The sequence below is a fragment of the Rugamonas violacea genome, from assembly GCF_016461825.1.
Classification (GTDB): domain Bacteria; phylum Pseudomonadota; class Gammaproteobacteria; order Burkholderiales; family Burkholderiaceae_D; genus Rugamonas.
This window is the reverse complement of sequence record NZ_JAEMNU010000105.1, coordinates 25682-44209: the sequence shown is the minus strand read 5'-3', so window position 1 is coordinate 44209 and position 18528 is coordinate 25682. Positions and strand designations below refer to the sequence as shown.

Here is an 18528-nt window from a genome sequence, read left to right as displayed (position 1 = left end):
TGCCCGCAGGCAGAATGTGGGCTGAGCGGCTAAACCCCAGCGGCGAAGAGCCGGGGTCGGACCCCTCTGGGTCCGACCCCAGGTTTGCGCCCTTGGGTTTTGTCGGCGAACCTGCCAGCCCAAGCCGCAAACACTGCCGCCGAACCGGAGCCGCGCCCTAGCTGCGTTCGCGCAGGATGCGGTTGACGCCGACGACGCGGCGCACATTGCGCAGCAGGCCGGCCAGGTGCACCCGGTCCTTCACCTGGATGGTGAAGCGCAACTGGTGCAGCACGTGTTCCTTGTCCTCGTCCATGCCAACATAGGTGATGTTGGCGTCGGACTCGCCGATCTCGGCGGCGACGCGGGCCAGGATGCCCTTTTCGTTGTTGATCAACAGCTTGATGCGGCTGTCGAAACGGCGGTTCAGCTCGGTGCCCCATTTGACGGCGATCCAGCGGTCCGGCTCCTTGGCCTTTTGCCGCTTGGCCAGCGTGCAGTCGGTGGTGTGCACCTGCAAACCCTGGTCGCGGCGCAACTGGCCGATGATCTGGTCGCCGGGAATCGGCAGGCAGCACTGCGCCAGTTGCACCGAGACGCCCTCGCTGCCGCAGATGGTCACCGGGTCGAGCTCGGCGGCGCTGTTGTGGTCGATCGGCGCGCTGGCCGATTCGCCGCCGATCAGGCCGAAGATGTGGCGCGCCACCAGCGCCGCCATGCGCTTGCCGATGCCGATGTCGGCGAACAACTCGTCGAGCGACTTGGCGCTGGACTCGTTGAGCAGGCGCTCGATCAGTTGCTCCTCCATCACCGGGTTCAACCCCAGCGTGGTCAGCGCCTGCGCCAGCAACTGCTGGCCCAGCACGATCGACTCGGGCAGGTTGATGGTGCGTAGGTGGTGGCGGATGGCCGAGCGCGCCTTGCCGGTGCGCACGAACGACAGCCAGGTCGGGCTGGGCCGCGAGTTCGAATCGGTGACGATCTCGACGATGTCGCCGTTGCGCAGCTCGGTGCGCAGCGAGGCGGTCTCGCCGTTGATGTTGACCGACACCGTGTGGTCGCCGATGCCGGTGTGGATCGAATAGGCGAAGTCGATCGGCGTGGCGCCGCGCGGCAGGGCGATGATCTTCGACTTCGGCGTGAACACGTAGACCGAGTCGGGGAACAGGTCGACCTTGACGTGTTCGAGGAACTCGGCCGAGTCGCCGGTCTGCTGCTGGATGTCGAGCAGCGATTGCAGCCAGGCGTGGGTGCGCTGTTGCAGGTCGGTCAGGTTGGACTCGCCGTTCTTGTACAGCCAATGCGCGGCGACGCCCGATTCGGCGGTGCGGTGCATCTCCTGGGTGCGGATCTGGAACTCGACCGGCGTGCCGTAGGGGCCGATCAGGGTGGTGTGCAGCGACTGGTAGCCGTTCAGCTTGCGGATCGCGATGTAGTCCTTGAACTTGCCCGGCATCGGCTTGTACAGCGAGTGCAGCGTGCCCAGCGCGACGTAGCAGTTGGGGAAGCTGTCGACCACGACGCGGAAACCGTAGACGTCGAGCACCTGCGAGAACGACAAATGCTTGCCGCGCATCTTGCGGTAGATGCCGTACAGCGTCTTCTCGCGGCCGTACACCTCGGCCTCGATGTTGGCCATCGACAGCGTGCTCTTGACCGACTCGAGGATCTTCTTGACCACCTCGCGGCGGTTGCCGCGCGCCGCCTTGACCGCCTTGGCCAGCGTGCGGTAGCGCAGCGGATACAGGTGCGAGAAGGACAGGTCCTGCAGCTCGCGGTAGATGTTGTTGAGGCCGAGGCGGTGGGCGATCGGCACGTACACTTCCATCGTCTCGCTGGCGATGCGGGCCTTCTTGGCCGGCGCCATCACCTCGAGGGTGCGCATATTGTGCAGCCGGTCGGCCAGCTTGATCAGGATGACGCGCACGTCCGAGGCCATGGCCAGCAGCATCTTGCGGAAATTCTCCGCCTGCGCCTCGATCTGGCTCTGGAACTCGATCTTCTCCAGTTTGGACAGGCCGTCGACCAGGCTGGCGACGGGCGCGCCGAAGCGCTCGATCAGCTCGTCCTTCTTGACGTCCTGGTCCTCCATCACGTCGTGCAGCAGGGCCGCCATGATGGCCTGGGCGTCGAGCTTCCAGTCGGCGCAGATTTCGGCGACGGCGATCGGATGGGAGATGTAGGGTTCGCCGGACTTGCGCACCTGGCCCAGGTGCATCTCGTCAGAGAAGCGGTAAGCTTCCTTGACCTTCTTCAGGTCGGCCGGGCTGAGGTATTCGGCCAGCTTCTCGCTCAGGTGGCTCACCGAGGCGACGCCGGCGGTCAGGGTCGGCGTCGCCAGCGGCGAGGCCGAGACGATGCCGGCGCCCGAGGCGCCGTTGGCGTTGGCGCCGGACGTGACCGGACCCGGCGCGTTGGCCGGGCTGGTGGCCCGCGTGGCGGGCTTGCCGCTGGTGGGAATGTCGGCCGGATTCAGGTTCATACAGGGTGCGGTCCGTCGCAGTGTGACGCAGTGCGAATGTCAAATTTTTTACAATTGGTGCCTGAACTACCGCGCCACGCTCACTGCAAAGGAACGCCGGTTCCCAACTTACATTGGAACCTTTTTCAACATTTCAATGCCGACCTTGCCGGCGGCGATTTCGCGCAGGGCGACGACGGTCGGCTTGTCCTTGGCTTCGACCTTCGGGGTGTGGCCTTGCAGCAGTTGGCGCGCGCGATAGGTCGCGGCCAGGGTCAGCTGGAAGCGGTTAGGAATGGTTTTCAGACAATCTTCAATAGTAATACGGGCCATCTTGATTCCTCTAGCGTGGTGTTTTTTATTCGGCGTGGATGCCCAACTGGGCGAACAGAGAGGCGTTGCGGGCCGCTTGTTGCGCAAACCGGCAACGGGCCGCTCGGACGATCGCGCTCAGCTCCGACAGGGCGACCGAAAATTCTTCGTTGATGATAGCATACTCGAACTCCGGAGCGTGGGCGATTTCGCCGCCGGCCGCCAGCAGGCGCCGCGTGATCACGTGCGGTTCGTCGGTGGCGCGCTTGTTCAAACGCTCCTCCAGCGCGGCGATCGAGGGCGGCAAAATGAAGATGCCGGCGGCCTGGGGGAATTGCTTCTTGACCTGGCGGGCGCCCTGCCAATCGATCTCCAGCAGGATGTCGGTGCCGGTCTTCATCTGCTGCTCGACCATGATGCGCGAAGTGCCATAGTAGTTGCCGTGCACCTCGGCCCATTCCAGGAACTCACCGGCGCCGGCGCGCGCGACGAAGTCCTCGGCGCTGGTGAAGTAGTACTCCTTGCCGTGGGTTTCGCCCGGGCGGGGCGGGCGGGTGGTGGTGGAAATCGACAGCTTGATGGCCGGTTCCTGCGCCAGCAATGCGTTGACCAGGGTCGATTTTCCGGCGCCGGAGGGCGCCACCACCATGAACAGGCTGCCGGAGAAGGCGTTGGCTTGGGTCATGTTAATCCTTCGAAACGTTGGCGGGCAGCGCGCTATGCTCGAATCATACCGCCATGCGTCGCCCAAAGGCGTATTTTATCAAAAGCAACGCTTTGAAGCCAACGGCAATCTTGCGGGACGTCAAGGCAGCGGCGCGCGTGCTATCGGGGCTGGCATTTTACGTGACATCGCCGGCCCCGGGACGGATGTTGCAAGCTTGCCTTAAAGACAAAAAAGTGTTGGTAATTAAAAAGCCAACATGCTAGCCTCGGCAGTTCATTCTTGCAAATAAGGAAAGAATATGTCGCAGCAAGCTGTAGGAAGGAAGTCGGCCTCCTGGTGGAGTGCGTTGCTCGCAGTCACCGCACTGCTGGCCCTGGTGGCGGTCGGACTGCGTCACATCGGCGTGCCGGCCCCATCCGGCGCCGGCGCGACCGGGTTTTCTTCCGCGCGCGCGATGCGCCATGTCGAGCGCTTGGCCCGTGCGCCGCACGCGGTGGGCACCGCCGAGCATGCCCAGGTGCGTGCCTATCTGCTCGAACAGATCAAGGCCCTCGGCTATGTCGCGCAAGTGCAGAGCGGAACGGTGGTGTCGGCGAAGCACGAGCGCGCCGCCCAGGTCAGCAATATCGTACTGCGCATTCCAGGCCGCGCGCCGGGCAAGGCATTGATGCTGGTGGCCCACTACGACACCGCGCCATCGAGTCCGGGCGCGGCTGACGACTCCGCCTCGGTCTCGGCCATCCTGGAGACGCTGCAGGTGCTCAAGGCCCAAGGTCCGCTGCAAAACGACTTGATCGTGCTGCTCAGCGATGGCGAGGAAATCGGCTCCATGGGCGCCCAGTTGTTCATGGAACAGGCGGCGCGGCCGAATCCGGTCGGGATGGTGCTCAATTTCGAATTCCGCGGCAACAGCGGCCCCATCTGGATGTTTGAAACCAGCGCGGGCAACGGCAAGCTGATCGAGGAATGGTCGAAGGCGGTCGCCCATCCGCTGGGCAGCTCGCTGCTCTACGAGTTGTACCGGCTGATGCCCAACGATACGGACATGAGCGTCTTCAAGGCACATGGCACGCCGGGCATGAATTTCGCGGCCGGCGACGGTTTCAACAGCTATCACAGCGAGCTCGACACTGTTAAACGGCTGGACCAGGGCAGTGTGCAACACCTGGGCGACATCATGCTGGCGCTGACCCGCCATTTCGGCAATCGCGACCTGAACCATATACAAGCCGACAACCGCATCTATTTCGACCTGCCGGCGTTCGGCGTGGTCAGCTATCCGGCGTTGCTGGCCTTGCCGCTGTGCCTGTTGTGGCTTGCGCTGTTCGGCTGGGTGACGGTGCGCGCGATGCGCGTGCAGCAGGTGGGCGCGGCGCGTATCGGGCTGGCGCTGCTGGCCATGCTGCTGAGCTGCGCGGTGGTGGCCGCTGCTTGCCAGGCGCTATGGATGCTGCTGACGATCATCCATCCCGGCTATGCGCTGCTGCCGCATGGCAATACTTATAACGGCACATGGTATCTGGCGGCGTTTTCCGCGCTCGCCGTCGGCTTGTTCGCCGCCATCATGGGGCGCCTGGAGCGCCGCTTCAAGCCGCTGGAGCTGACGCTGGGCGCGCTGTTGCTGGCCAGCCTGGTCCTGATCGCGACCAGCCTGGCGCTGCCTGGCGCCAGCTTCCTGTTCTTCTGGCCGTCGCTGCCGGTCTTGCTGGCGCTGCTCTGGCTACTCTCGGCGCGCGGCCAGGCCCTGTCGGCCGGCATGCGCCTGCTGGTCCTGGTGGCCGCCGCCGCGCCCGGCGTGCTGATCTTTACGCCTCTGATGCATCTGCTGTACACCGCGCTGACCCAGCGCCTGCTGGGCATTAGCGTGCTGGTCTTGATGCTCTTCCTTGGCATGCTTGCGCCCGTGCTGCAGGCCTTGCGCCAGCGCTTCGTCCTGCCCTTCCTGCCCTTGGTGGCGAGCCTGGCCCTGCTGCTCGGCGGCGCCCTCAGTTCCGGCTTCGACCCGGCGCATCCACAGCCAAGCTCGGTGTTTTACGCGGAGAACCCGGACGCCGGCGCGGCGTACTGGTTGTCCGACAGCGAACAACTGGATGGCTGGAACCGGCAATTCTTTTCGGCCAGCCCGAAGCAGGCGGTGGTGAAGGAAGTGTTCGGCGTGCGCGCGCCACCCTTGTGGGCGCAGCCGGCGCCGGCCTCGCACCAGGCCGCTCCCGTGCTGACGCTGGTCGAGGACCGCAGCGACGGCGCGCTGCGCAGCGTCACGCTGGAGATCGCCTCGGCACGGCGCGCGCCCAAGTTGCTGGTGTTTGTGGACAATATCGCGGTGCAAAGTTCCACCGTGCAGGGACGGCCGTTTACCAGCGGCGAAACGGCGCATTGGCGCCTGGAGGCGGACGGCATGGCAAGCCAGGCGCTGCAGGTGCGCTTGAACCTCAAGCCGGGCCAGCCGTTCAATGTCCGCGTCCGCGACGTCAGCTACGAGTTGCCGGCCAGCGCGGTGCAGCCGCGCCCCGCGGCCATGATGGTCGAACCGCTGGGCCGCAGCGATACGACCCAGCTCACGCGCATCATGCAGTTCAAGCCGACGCTGGAGCTGGCCGGCGGCCAGGGAGCGGCCGCGCTGGCCGGCACGCCGGCGCGGTAAAGGCGGCAAGGCGCCCCGGGACCCGCGCGGTCGCGGGCGGCAAAGCAAACGGCCCGGGCATTGCCGGGCCGTTTGCTTTTACTCCGCCGCGCCCGCCATGGGCGCACTTTGTTGCTTTAGAAGACAATCTTTAGAAGATGATCTCGCGCGAGCCGAACAGCCGTTCGGCCTGGGTGCCGCTGGCCTGGCATTGCGCGATGAACTTGTCGGACTCGGTCAGCTGGATGCTGTCCGGCTGGTATTGCAGTCCCATGATGTATTGCATCCACGGTTCCTGCCCCATCGCGTAGACAAACACCTGCGGCGCCTTGATGCGCGACTGGATATTCCAGGCCCGTTCGGAGTCGGCGCCGGACAGGCGGCGCGACTCGTTGTTGCGGCGATTGATTTGCTTGCCGAGCAGGGGCTCGTACAGCCAGTTCAGCGGCGCGCCCTGGCACTCCATGCCGATGAACAAGACATCCACCGGGCCGATCTTGCGCATGATGCGCTCGTACAGGACGGCGTCGCGGCCGTCGGAGTCGACCAGGAACATGAATTTCTTGTTCTTGATTTCGAGCAGCAGCGCTTGTTTGCTGTAGATGTCGAGATCGGCGTGTTCGCCCGTGAACGGCAAACTGAGCAGATGACCGCCGGGCAGTTCCACGCGGTCGAGCACGTCGAGCACGTCGACCGTCTCGAAGCCGAGTTCCTTCAACACCAGTTTCATCGATGGATCGGTGATGTTGCCGCTGTTGTTGGCGGGCACCACCACGCGCTTGACGCGGTGGCGCAACTGGATCAGCATTTCGGGGCTGAAATGGTCCTGGTGCGAATGGGTGATGACCACGTAATCTATCACCTCGGGCAAGTCGTTCATCGTCAATCGATGGTCGTCCTTGTCTTCCAGACTGACGAAGGGATCGAACAGGATCGCCACATCGTCGGTCTGGAACAGCACGCAGGCGTGGCCGAAATAGCGCATGCGCACGCCCTGGCCGGTGTAGCCCTGCTGGCCCTTGCTGCCCGGCGCGCGCGGGCTGAAGAAGCTGGCGAAGACCGGCATCTGCTCGGGCGTGACGTCGAACAGGCGGGCGATCTCGCCCAGCGGCGCGGCCGTGCTGCGCATCCTGGCCAGCGCGTCGAGGCGGCGGTCGGAGAATTTCATCTTGAACGAGAGGCTGCCCGGCACGTCCAGGCGTGGCGTGCTCATGAAGAAGTGGCGCTGCTGTTCGCCCACCTCCTGCAACATGATCTCCTGGGTCGGGCCGCTCAGGTCGGCTTCGTACATGAGCGCTTCGAACAGGCGCAGGCTCGGATGGTGGTGGATGTTGTACAACAATTCGACCAGGCCCTGCAGCGCCGCCGGCAGTTGGGCATAGTATTCGTTCATCGAAAAGCCCGTCGCCTGGCTTTGCAATTGCGCATCCAGGGCGCGCAATTGCTGGGCGAATTCGATCAGCTCGGCGCAGTTCAACTGGGTTTGCTCGATCAACTGCCTGACCCGCTCCACATCGGCATCGAGCAGGGCGACAAACGGGCCGCCGTACATGGAAGGATCGCTGTTGGCCGAGACGTGCACCGAGGGATTCGCGGCGAACGATTGCAACAGGGGCAGTATGCGGTAGGTGATATGCAGGGCCAGTTGCGCCGGCGCGATCAGGTAGGACCAGGCGTACCAGCGGCACACCAGCGGTTCGAGCTTCACTTCGGGCTTGAGGTACACGGCGGCGGACGTGGCGGCATCTAAAACGGTGGACAAGTTACTTCTCCTCGGTCAGTGTGGGATAAATCAGGTCGACGACAGATAGGCCAGCGTCGTGCGGCTGCCGCTGAAGGCTTCCCTGCCGTGCATCATCAGCAAGTTGTCGAGCATCAGCACATCGTTCTTTTGCCAGTCGAACAGCAGCTTGCTGGCGTTGATGACCTGGCGCATCTGCGCCAGCATCTGCTCATCCATGGGCTCGCCGTCAGCGAATTCGCACTCGTGGGCCAGCATGCCGCGGGCGGCAAACAGGCTGCGCAGCTTGTCCGGCAAGGCCGAGGGATGCCATTGTTCGGCCTGGTTAAACCACACTTGCGCGCCCGTCTCGGGATGGCTGGCGAAGGCGTCGCAACGGGTGCTCACGCGCAAGGCGCCGTCGGCTTTCCAAGTGCAGGTGGAGCCTTGCGCGCGGACGATGCTTTCGAGCTCGTCGCGGTCCTCGGTTTGGTAGGTCGCTTGCCAGCTTTTCCCGACCAGCAAGCCGGGCTGGAAATGGCGGATGTAGTGCACCCCCTTGTCGCGCAACTTCTGCACGACACTGTCGGGCATGGCGTTGAGCACGGCGCGGCTATTGGCCAGCGAGGTTTGGCCGCCCGTCATGGCCGGCAGCTGGCTATAGAAGAACAGGCGGCGCGGCCACTGCGGCAGGTAGGACATTTCGTTGTGCAGCGAGATGGCGGCGCTGGCCGGGTAATCGGTGGACGAATACACGTCCGGCGCGACCCGGGTGCGCGGCGAATTGCCGCCCACATACTCGAAAGGGCGGGCGCCAAGTTGCTTGACGCTGGAATGGAAGTCCGCCGCGTCGCGCACCTCGAAGCCGCGCAACAAGATGGCGCCGTGTTCGAGCATGAGCCGATGCAGGTGGGTTTGCTGGTCCGCCAAATAGGCGTGCAGGGCGGGCAAGCCGGCATCGCCCTGCGGCGTGATCAGCAGGCCGTCCCCGGTCTGCGCGAACAGCGGAACGCAAGTCACCGCGCTCACCAGCGGCTCCGCTCGCCGAAGAAGTTGGGCACCGGGGTGGTCAGGCCGGCGGCCTTGGCCAGGTCGTAGATTTCCTTGCCCAGCGCCAGGTCGAGCATGCCCATGCCGAAGGGCGAGTAGATCAGCGGCTTGGCGCGGTCGAGCTGGATTTCCTCGCGTAGCAATTGGGCGATGGTGCCGGTGGCAAAATCGCGGTTGCCGCTCAGTTGTTCGGCCAGGTGGGGCGAGGTGTTGGCTTTCATGCAGTGGTCGACGTCGTCGAAGATATTCACCGCGTCGAGGATCAGTTCGGGGCCGATGTCGCGCAGCGAAATATTCAACACGACCTGGCCCGGCGCGAAGCGGGCCGGCGGCTTGACGTAGGGGCTGCCCGCATTGGTGGCAAACACCACGATATGGGCTTCGAGCGCGCGCGCCAGGGAGGTTTCGACGCCGACCTTGGCCTCGCCGCCGCGGCCGCCGGCATAGGCCGCGAACGCGGCGGCGGAGGCGTCGTCGGTGTCGTGAATGGCGATCCGCTCGAACGACCAGCCGTCGGCGCTGAACATCGCCAGGATGTTGCGGGCGATCACGCCGGCGCCGATGAAACTGATGGAGGCCACGTGGCGTTGCTGGCCGTTGAGCCACAGCGCGCCCAGCACGGCGGAGGCGGCGGTGCGGGCCGAGCTGATCAGCGAGCCTTCGAGCAGGGCGAAGGGGTAACCCGTGGCCTGGTCGTTGAGCACCAGCACGGCCGAGGCGCGCGGCAGGCCCTGCTCGACATTGCCGGGGAAGCTGGCGATCCACTTGATGCCGGACACATTGCTGTCGCCATCGATCGAGGCCGGCAGGGCGATGATGCGGTTTCTTTCATTCTGCGGAAAGCGCAGGAAATAGCTGTCCGGGTTGATCGTCTGGCCATCGTGGTGGGCCAGGTAGGCGCGCGCCACGCTGCGGATGCAACGGGCGGGGTCTTGCTCAAGAATGGACTTGATATGGGTACCGGAAACGACGTCGAATTCGAACATGGCGTGTGCTTTGGTGAGGTGGGGGGATTATTCGGCCAGCGCCGCGTCGCATGAGGTGACATGCTCGGGCAGGGTTGGAATGCAACCGAAACGCTCGATGACCCAGGCATCGTGGTAGATCGTGTCGAGGTAGCGTTCGCCCAGGTCGGGCGAGATCGCCACCACGGTGGCGTCGTCGGGAATCCGGCCGCGCCAGGCGGCGACGGCCGACAGCACGGTGCCGGTCGAGCCGCCGGCCAGGATGCCGTTGCTGCGGGCCAGATAGCGGCACATGGCGATGCTGTCGGCTTCGGCGACCATCGCCAGCTCGTGGATGCCGACCGGCGAAAAGATTTCCGGCCGGCGGCTGGTGCCCAGGCCGGGAATGTGCCGCGTGCCGGCGGCGAAGCCGAAGGTCACCGAACCGACGCTGTCGACCGCGATGATTTTCGTGTCCGGGCTGTGGGTGCCAAAAAATTGCACGCAGCCCATCAAGGTGCCGGTCGTGCCGGCGCCGATGAACAGGTAGTCGACCTTGTCGAAATTTTCGAAGATCGACAGCGCGGTGGTGCGCGCATGGGCCCGCGGGTTTTCCGGATTGGCGTATTGATTCAGCCACAGGATGCGCTCGTCGCGCGCGATGAGCTCCTTGATGTAGGCGATGCGCGAACCGAGGAAGCCGCCGTTCTCGTCGCGCCGGTCGACCAGCACGACCTGGGCGCCCAGCGCCTGCATCATCTTGATGCTTTGCTGCGAGCTGTTGGGGTCGATCACGCAGGTGAAACAGTAGCCGCGCTCGGCGCACACGATGCTCAGCGCCACGCCCAGGCTGCCCGAAGACGATTCGATCAAGTGGCTGCCCGGCCGGATCTTGCCGCGCGTTTCCAGATCGTGAATCATCCCCAGCGCCGTTTTCATCTTGATCGATCCGGCCGGATTGAGCGCCTCTATCTTCAAGTGCAACTGCTTGAGGCCGATTCCTTTGAGCTGAACGAAATTGTGATCGTTGACCAGGTCCGATATGGCATGCAAGGTGTTTCTCCTTCGAGTGCGGTATGCACTTCAGTTGTGGTAGACCGCGCTGGATCGCAGGCGGTTCAGTGTGGCTTGCTGAACGTGGCGGGGCGACAACGGGCGTCGGGTAAAACGCCTGGTTCGGTGTTGCTGACTGGAATTGGCGGCGGCCGGCAAGCGCCGGCGCTCGCCGGCGAAGGGGCGGGGGGCTGCGCCGGCGTTGAACAAAGCTGGACCATGCGTGTCATATTATTAACCCCCTTACTTCGACGTAAAGTGCGTCGCGGTGACTTGCGAAAACGCTGTCTCGGCCTGCCGTCAGCATGACCATGCCATCGGCTGGCATCCTGCGCCGGCACATAAAAAGCGCATTTTTATGTGCCTATTATGTTGTAAAAAAATATTTTAACATCACTACTATTGCCTAGCAGCTAATGCTATTGTAAGATAAAAAAAATGTCAACAAAACATCATGTGGCAAAAATTTAATATTTTTTTTATATTGATTTTTCCTTCGATGTGGATGGGTGGGGAGCGCGACCAGGCCGAGGTGGGCCGTTGCGTTTGGCTTGTTTTTCACCGGTGTACCAGGGCCGCGCCTGCGCGGCGCGGCGTTGCCGGTTTTAACTTTGACCAATAGGAATGGCGCAGCGCATATGAAGCTCCCTCATCTGGCCACCACTGGCGCCGCCATGGATACCGTGGTTCCCCGCCGCCGCGGCAAAAAACGCCTGCTCGCCGGCGCCGCCGGCGTGTTGCTCGCGCTGGCCGCCTTCGGTTTGTGGAAAATGGTGCCGCGCGGCTTTCAAGTGCCGGCCGCCGACGTGCGCGTGAGCGCCGTCGAGAGCGGTATTTTTTATGACGACCTGGTGGTGCGCGCGAAAGCCGAGGCCTTGCAGTCGGTGATACTCGACTCGGTCGAGTCGGGCCGCGTCGAGGAAGTGTTTGTGCGCGACGGCGCCATCGTCAAGCAGGGCGACGTGCTGTTCCGTATTTCGAACTCGGGGCGCCACCTGGAATTGTTGCAGCGCCAGTCCGAGCACACGCAACAAGTGTCCAACCTCTTGAATCTGCGCGTCTCCTTTGAATCGGGCAACACCGAAACCGAGCGCCGCCTGTCCGACATCCAATTCAACCTCGACCAGGCGCAAAAAAAACATGCGCGCAATGTCAGCTTGGCGCAACAAGGCTTCCTGTCCTCGGCCGCGCTGACCGAGTCGGCCGACACCGTGGCGCAGTTGAAACATTCGCTCGCCTCGGAGGTGCAGCGCGGCAGCGTCGAAGCCGGCGTCAAGAAACATGCGGTGGCGCAGATGGAAGGGGCGATCAAGAACATCGAGCGCGGCCTGAAGCTGGTCAACGCCACCGTCGACGCGCTGGTGGTGCGGGCGCCGGTGGCGGGGCGTTTGACCGACTTCAACCTGCAGGTCGGCGAGACCGTCAAGACCGACCAGCACACCGGCCGCATCGACGACCCCGCCAAATTCAAGCTGGCCGCCCAGGTCGACGAGTTTTACCTGAGCCGGATCGCGGTGGGGCGCCACGGCCTGGTGCGCCAGGACGGCAAGGATTACCCGATCGAAGTGAGCCGCGTCTATCCGCAAATTAAGGAAGGCCGTTTTTCGGTCGAACTGGTGTTTTCCGGCGAACAGGCGGCGACCTTGAATCCCGGCCAAAGCCTCGACGCCCAGCTCACGCTGGGCGAGCCGCGGCCGGCCTTGCTGCTGCCGAACGCGCCGTTCATCGGCGACAGCGGCGGCGCCTGGGTCTTCGTGGTGGCGGCCAACGGCGTCGACGCCGAAAAGCGCATGCTCAAGACGGGCCGCCGCAACAATCGCCAGATCGAAGTGCTGGCGGGACTGAATGCCGGCGAAAAAGTGATCGTGTCGAGTTATGCCACCTTCGGTAACGCGACCCGCGTGCAAATCAAAAAGTAGTGCAACGATTCCACCCTCAAGGAAATTTATGCTCAAGCTCGTGAATGTAAGTAAAGTCCACCAGACCGGCGACATCCAGACGACGGCCCTTGATCGTATCGATTTTCAAGTCCGCAGCGGCGAGTACGTGGCCATCACCGGCCCCTCGGGCTGCGGCAAGTCGACCTTGTTGAGCGTGCTGGGCCTGCTCGAGCAGCCGAATGCCGGTCAGCGCTGGTTCGACAACCAGGACATCAGCAATTGGAGCGAAATGAAGCTCAACGAATTGCGCCGTGGCCGCATCGGGTTCATTTTCCAGAGCTTTAACCTGATCGAAGAATTGAGCGTGTTCGAAAACGTGGAACTGGCCTTGGAGTACAGCGACGTCCCCGCCAAGGAGCGGCGGCCGCAGGTCGAGGCCATGCTCGACAAGCTCGGCATTGCGCACCGGGCCGGCCACCGGCCCTCCCAGTTGTCGGGCGGGCAACAGCAGCGCGTGGCCATCGCCCGCGCCCTGGTCGGCAAGCCGGCCATGTTGCTGGCCGATGAACCGACCGGCAACCTGGACAGCGCGCACGGCGACGAGGTGATGAATATTTTGCGGACCATCAACAACGAGGGGACCACCGTGATCATGGTGACCCACTCGCGCGAGCACGCCGCGCAGGCCAAGCGGGTGGTGCACCTGCTCGACGGCCGCATCCAGCAAGACGCCATGGTGGCGGCGTAGTCATCGTCATCGTACTAGCGGACAAGGGAAATTAGATGAAACTAAGAGACTTTCGCATGGGCTGGCGTTTGCTGACGCAACAGCCGGGCTATTCGGCCATCATGATGGTGGGCCTGACGATCGGTTTTGCCGTGTGCTTTCTGGCCTTGAGTTTTCTCAAGGTGCAAACCAGCGTCGATGCGCAAGTGCCGGCAATTTCCGACGTGTATGTGGTGAAGGCGCGCGCCAACTGGGGCATGGCGTTCTGGAGCGAGAACGTGCCGCTGGCGATGGGGCGGTCGCTGGCCGGCGCGCCGTCGGTGGCGGTCGCCGCCGTCCTGCCGTATCCGACCTCGATGCGGGTGGGCGACGTGACTTCGGCGGTCGAGCTCACGCTGAGCGATCCGGCGTTTGTCAAGGTGTTCGGGGTGAGCGCCTTGGAGGGCGACTTGGCGGCCGCCTTGAGCCGTCCCGATGCGATCGCGCTGGCGGTCGACACGGCGCGCAAGTTGTTCGGCAATACCCACGTCGTCGGCGAGCGGGTCGCGATCAACGGGCAGACCTTCCAGGTCGTCGCGCTGCTCCCCAAGTCGGCCGAAACCAGTTCCTTCAAGGTGCACGCGCTGGCCGGCTTCAATTCGGCGGCCTGGCCCGAAGCGGCCCGCCAGCGCGCCAACGACAGCTGGAACTACTACTCGGGCGTGGCCAAGGATGCCATCATCAGCTCGGTCTACGCGCGCCTGGCGCCCGGCGTCAATCCCGCCGAGCTGGCGCAAAGAATCAGCGGCGACATCGAGCGTTCGGCCTTGCGCGGCCACCTGGGCGGCAAGGAACTGGCCGAAGTCGGCCAAAAGAAGGTGCTCGACGTTGCCCTCGGGCCCTTGCAGGATGCCTATCTCGATAGCGATACGCGGATCAGCCGGGGCGGCAAGGGCGACCCGATCGTCAACCTGGCCATGGCCGCCGTGACGTTCCTGATCCTGTTGCTGACGGCCGGCAATTACGTCAATCTGGCGACCATCCGCACCATCCGCCGCCAGCGCGAGATCGCGGTGCGCAAAGTGCTGGGCGTGCGCAACGGCCGCCTGGTCGGCCAGATGCTGGCCGAGTCGGTGCTCGTCGCCGTGCTCGCCGCCGCGCTCGGCGCCGCGCTCGCCTGGCTGCTGCTGCCGGCCTTGTCGGACATGATCGAGCGCGACATCCGCGCCATTCTCGACCTGTCCGACTACCTCGCCTTCGTCCTGGTGGCGTGCGTCATGGCCTTGCTGGTGGGCGCGGCGGCCGGCCTGTATCCGGCCTGGACCGCCCTGAAAATGCGCGCCGTCGACGCCTTGGGCGGACGCGGCAACAACGAGACGGCGGGCGGCTTGTGGCTGCGCCGGGTGCTCACGGTGGTGCAGTTCGCCATCGCCATGTTCGTCACCGGCATGATCATCACAATCGGTTGGCAGATCCAATACCTCAAGCACATCGACTATGGCTACCAAATCGATTCCTTGTTGACCATCGCTTTGCCCGATACGCTGACGCCGGGCGAGGTGCGCAGCCTGCGCGACGCCTTGGCGCGGGCCAAGGAAATCAAGGGCGTGAGCGGCAGTTCGCCCATGCCCGATGAGATCGCCTTCAAGACCCTGGGCGGCGAGTCGGTGATCCTCAACACCTGGCGCGTCAGCCCCGAGTACTTCGCCACGGTCGGCCTGGGCGCGGCCGTGGGACGGGTGTTCGACCCGGCCGTCGACGCGCGCGAGAACTCGGACACCGTCGTCGTCAACGCCAAGGCCGCCCGCCGGCTGGGTTATGCCAGCGCGCAGGCGGCGGTGGGGCAGTTGCTCGACATCGGCGGCAAGTCCAAGCGCATCGTCGGCATCAGCAAGGACGTCGGGCGCGGCTTCATGATGGGGCCGCCGTCGAGCGCCGTGTACGACATCGTCGCGGCGCCGCCGGAACTGACCGTCAACGGCGGCAACGACCTGGTGGCGGCGCGCGGCGCGGTCGAGGCGGTTTGGCGCGCGCACTTCCCGAACCAATACCTGAACCTGCACAATCTGCGCAGCCAGCTCGAGGAGAACGCCGGCGGGCCGAAGGAGATTTTCCAGACCTGCATCATCGTCGCCGTCATCATCGTTCCCTTGGCGATCCTGAGTATCTATGCCTTGTCCGCCTACGCCGTCCAGCGCCGTTCGCGCGAAATTGTCATGCGCAAATTGTTTGGCGCCAGCCCCATGGACATCGCCCGCCTGCTGATGCGCGAATTCATGATCCTGCTTGGCGTGGCGGCCGTGCTCGGTATTCCGCTGGCCTTCGTGGTCGGCCGCATCTTCGTCGAGCAATTCGCCGCCCAGGCGCCGATCGGCGTCTGGGCCGTGCTGGCGACATTGCTTGGCGCCTGCCTGGTGACCGTGATCGCCACCGCGCGTCATCTGCTGAGCGCGATGCGCATGTCGCCGGCCAGTCTCTTGCGCGTGGCCTGAGTCGCCCGCCCGCCGCCGCGGTGCGGCGCCGGGATGTCCTTGTTTTGTTGTCATAAATGCAATTTAATGATTCGTAAGAATCGCACCTGCCGGCGCACGATGTCACGAGAGGGGAGGGAAGGATGAACGGATCGGAGCCTTACGACGTCCATCTGAAGGAGCTGTCTTTTTGCCGGGTTTCCGAGGAGGTGATCGGCGAGGATGTGGCCGCGCTGGCGCAGAAAATCGCGGCGGCCGACAATTGGATCGCGCCCATTTCGGTCGAGCGCGTGAGCGGGATCATCATGGATGGGAATCATCGCTGGCATGCTGCGGTACGACTCGGCTTGAGCCATATTCCCTGCGTGCTGCTCGACTATGCCGATCCGCGCGTCAAGGTCTACGAGTGGGAGCGCGACGAGCTGTTCGCGATCGACGACATCTTTCGCGTGGTAATGGCGCAGCAGGTATTTCCGTACAAGACGACGCGGCACATTTTTACGCCGGCGTTGCCGCGCACCGAGATCGGCTTGGCCGAGCTGACGCTTGCCGCGCAGCGATTCGCCTGAAATACCGGCCGGCCGGCGGCGCGGGCAGCGTCCGTCGGACGCCACCTTGGGATGTTATCGACGTGAGAGTGGAACTTGATGAACCTATGTGACATCCTGCGGCAGCGCGCCACGGCGGCGCCCGACGCGACCGCCTACCGCTTCTTCCAGGGCGCCGATTTCAATTGCGACAGCCTGAGCTACGGCCAATTGTGGCGGCAAGCGGCGGCCTTGGCGCTGCGCTTCCAGCAAGCGCATGCCGCGCATACGCGCCTGCTGATCGTTTGCAAGTCGCAGAAAAATTTCACCGTCGCCTTCTTCGCCAGCCTGCTGGCCGGAATGATCGCGGTGCCCACCGCCTTGCCGCGGCGGCAGGCATTCGCCGCCCGTTTGCAGCTGCTGGCCCACGACGCCCAAGTCGGCGCGGTGGTGTTCGATGCGGACGAGATGCAGAGCTGCGCGCTCGAGGTCGACGGCCTGCCGATCGGCCGTTACGATGTGCGCGACCGCCTCGACGATTCGGCCGCCGCCACGGCCGAGGCGGCGGCGCGCTTCGTCGCGCCGGCGCTGAACGGGGCCAGCGTGGCGTTTCTCCAATACACCTCGGGCTCGACGGGCGACCCCAAGGGTGTCGTCGTCAGCCACGACAATCTGATGCACAATTCGGCGCTGATCCAGGAGGCCATGCAGATCACGTCCGCCTCCTCGGTGTTGACGGCCCTGCCCATGTTCCACGACATGGGCCTGGTTGGCGGCCTCCTGCAACCGATGTACGCCGGATGCATCGGCCACTGGATGACGCCGGCGGAATTCGTCCAGTACCCGGAGCGCTGGCTGCAGCTCATGTCGCGCTTTCGCATCACCACCAGCGGCGGTCCCAATTTCATGTACAGCCTGGCGGCGCGCAGTATCGAGGCGGGCCAGATCGAAGGCGTGGACCTGTCGGCCTGGCGGACGGCGTTTTGCGGCGCCGAACCGATCCGCGCCGCCACCTTCGCCCACTTCAGCGAGCGCTTTGCCGCCCACGGCTTCTCGGCCCGCGCCTTCTATCCTTGCTACGGCATGGCCGAGTCGACGCTTTTCATCACGGGCAAGAAACCCGATGTCCTGCCCAGCGTCTGCACCGCGCTGGGCAGCGACGTGGTCTCCTGCGGCGTGAGCTTCGGCGACACCACGGTGAAGATCGTCGACCCCGACAGCGCCACCGCCTTGCCGGAACTGGCGGTCGGCGAGATTTGGGTCAGCGGGCGCAGCGTGGCGCAGGGTTATTGGCGCCGCGCCGAGCTGACGGGCGAGCGCTTCCAGGCCGCGCTTGCGGGCCAGGAACAGGGCGCCTACCTGCGCACCGGCGACCTTGGTTACCTCAAGGACGGCGAGCTGCATGTGACCGGCCGCCTGAAGGATTTGATTATCGCCTACGGCAAAAAGTATGCGCCGCAAGACATCGAGGAAGAGGCCGAGCGCAGCCACGCCGCCCTGCGCGAGTCCGGCGGCGCCGCCTTTTCCGTCAGCGGCAAGGACGGCGAGGCGCTGGTGCTGGTATGCGAACTCGAGCGCGAATGGCTGCGCCGCCAGCCGGAGTGGAGCCAGATCTGCGCGGCGGTGCGCAAGGCGGTGCGCGAGGCGCACGGACTGGTGCTCGACGACATCGTCTTCATCAAGCCGGGCGCCTTGCCGCGCACCTCGAGCGGCAAGGTCATGCGCTCGCAATGCCGCAGCGATTATCTGAGCGGATCGCTGGCGCGCCTCGCGCAAGCGGCCTGAGGGCGGCACTTTTCCATTCAATCGAGAGCCGGGCGCCCAGCGCCCGCGCCATTTGCCAAGCAAATTCAAGGAGCGGCGATGTCAATGTTGGAGCAAGGTTTACGGGATGTGCTGGCGCAATTGATTGAAGTCGATCCGCAACAGTTGAGCGTGACAGTCAACCTCAGCGAGCAGGGCGTCGACTCCCTGCTCGGCTTGCGCTTTGCCAGAAAAATCGAGGACCTGACCGGCAGCCCTGTCGAACTGGAATGGTTGTTCGACTATCCCACGATCCGGCAGCTGGCCGGCTTTCTCGAACAGCGCGCCGCCACCTCGGCCGCCGTCCCATCCGTCTGATATCGAAGCGCAAC

General features: G+C 64.4%; 15 protein-coding genes. 8 read left to right on the top strand and 7 right to left on the bottom strand.

The features are described 5' to 3' along the window. Window positions 1–157: 157 nt before the first annotated feature. From H7U20_RS19515 to gmk, 3 genes are all read right to left on the bottom strand, one after another. Complete coding sequence (locus H7U20_RS19515) at window positions 158–2461, bottom strand: RelA/SpoT family protein (protein ID WP_233410915.1); 2304 nt, start codon at window positions 2459–2461, stop codon at window positions 158–160. Window positions 2462–2569: 108 nt separating this feature from the next. Next, window positions 2570–2773 (bottom strand): DNA-directed RNA polymerase subunit omega, encoded by a 204-nt coding sequence (gene rpoZ / locus H7U20_RS19510; protein ID WP_091874733.1) that lies wholly within the window; start codon window positions 2771–2773, stop codon window positions 2570–2572. Window positions 2774–2798: 25 nt separating this feature from the next. After that, window positions 2799–3437, bottom strand: coding sequence for a guanylate kinase (gene gmk / locus H7U20_RS19505; RefSeq protein WP_199760811.1), 639 nt, complete (start codon window positions 3435–3437; stop codon window positions 2799–2801). A 34-nt stretch (window positions 3438–3471) separates the two neighbouring features. Here gmk and H7U20_RS19500 point away from each other — a divergent pair, with 34 nt between their 5' ends. Then, complete coding sequence (locus tag H7U20_RS19500; protein WP_199760810.1) at window positions 3472–3642, top strand: hypothetical protein; 171 nt, start codon at window positions 3472–3474, stop codon at window positions 3640–3642. Window positions 3643–3717: 75 nt separating this feature from the next. Beyond that, on the top strand, window positions 3718–6063 hold the full coding sequence (locus H7U20_RS19495) for a M28 family peptidase (RefSeq protein WP_199760809.1): 2346 nt from the start codon (window positions 3718–3720) through the stop codon (window positions 6061–6063). Between the two features lie 130 nt (window positions 6064–6193). Here the strand turns inward: H7U20_RS19495 and H7U20_RS19490 are convergent, their stop codons facing one another. Genes H7U20_RS19490 through sbnA form a run of 4 tightly spaced genes read right to left on the bottom strand, consistent with a single transcriptional unit; the run spans window position 6194 to window position 10809 of the window. Then, the gene (locus tag H7U20_RS19490; protein ID WP_199760808.1) at window positions 6194–7804 is read right to left on the bottom strand and encodes an MBL fold metallo-hydrolase; all 1611 of its coding nucleotides are present in this window, start codon (window positions 7802–7804) and stop codon (window positions 6194–6196) included. Between the two features lie 30 nt (window positions 7805–7834). Continuing rightward, window positions 7835–8791: a TauD/TfdA family dioxygenase gene (locus tag H7U20_RS19485; protein WP_370593195.1), complete on the bottom strand. Its 957-nt coding sequence runs from the start codon at window positions 8789–8791 to the stop codon at window positions 7835–7837. Beyond that, the gene (gene sbnB / locus H7U20_RS19480) at window positions 8788–9798 is read right to left on the bottom strand and encodes a 2,3-diaminopropionate biosynthesis protein SbnB (protein ID WP_199760807.1); all 1011 of its coding nucleotides are present in this window, start codon (window positions 9796–9798) and stop codon (window positions 8788–8790) included. The genes H7U20_RS19485 and sbnB overlap by 4 nt, the downstream gene beginning before the upstream one ends. 27 nt (window positions 9799–9825) lie before the next feature. Then, entirely contained in the window at window positions 9826–10809 is a 984-nt protein-coding gene (sbnA, locus tag H7U20_RS19475) for a 2,3-diaminopropionate biosynthesis protein SbnA (RefSeq protein WP_233410914.1), read from the bottom strand. Window positions 10810–11447: 638 nt separating this feature from the next. Here sbnA and H7U20_RS19470 point away from each other — a divergent pair. The 6 genes from H7U20_RS19470 (at window position 11448) to H7U20_RS19445 (ending at window position 18514) form a co-directional block, all read left to right on the top strand. Further along, window positions 11448–12728 carry an efflux RND transporter periplasmic adaptor subunit gene (locus tag H7U20_RS19470; protein ID WP_233410913.1) on the top strand — a complete coding sequence of 427 codons (1281 nt, stop codon included), beginning with the start codon at window positions 11448–11450 and terminating at the stop codon, window positions 12726–12728. Between the two features lie 28 nt (window positions 12729–12756). Then, complete coding sequence (locus H7U20_RS19465; protein WP_199760806.1) at window positions 12757–13437, top strand: ABC transporter ATP-binding protein; 681 nt, start codon at window positions 12757–12759, stop codon at window positions 13435–13437. A 35-nt stretch (window positions 13438–13472) separates the two neighbouring features. Then, window positions 13473–15887, top strand: coding sequence for an ABC transporter permease (locus H7U20_RS19460; protein WP_199760805.1), 2415 nt, complete (start codon window positions 13473–13475; stop codon window positions 15885–15887). 122 nt (window positions 15888–16009) lie between these two features. Continuing rightward, window positions 16010–16435, top strand: coding sequence for a ParB N-terminal domain-containing protein (locus H7U20_RS19455; RefSeq protein WP_199760804.1), 426 nt, complete (start codon window positions 16010–16012; stop codon window positions 16433–16435). Window positions 16436–16513: 78 nt separating this feature from the next. After that, entirely contained in the window at window positions 16514–18178 is a 1665-nt protein-coding gene (locus H7U20_RS19450) for a fatty acyl-AMP ligase (RefSeq protein WP_199760803.1), read from the top strand. Window positions 18179–18262: 84 nt separating this feature from the next. Continuing rightward, window positions 18263–18514, top strand: coding sequence for an acyl carrier protein (locus H7U20_RS19445; protein WP_199760802.1), 252 nt, complete (start codon window positions 18263–18265; stop codon window positions 18512–18514). Window positions 18515–18528 lie beyond the last annotated feature (14 nt).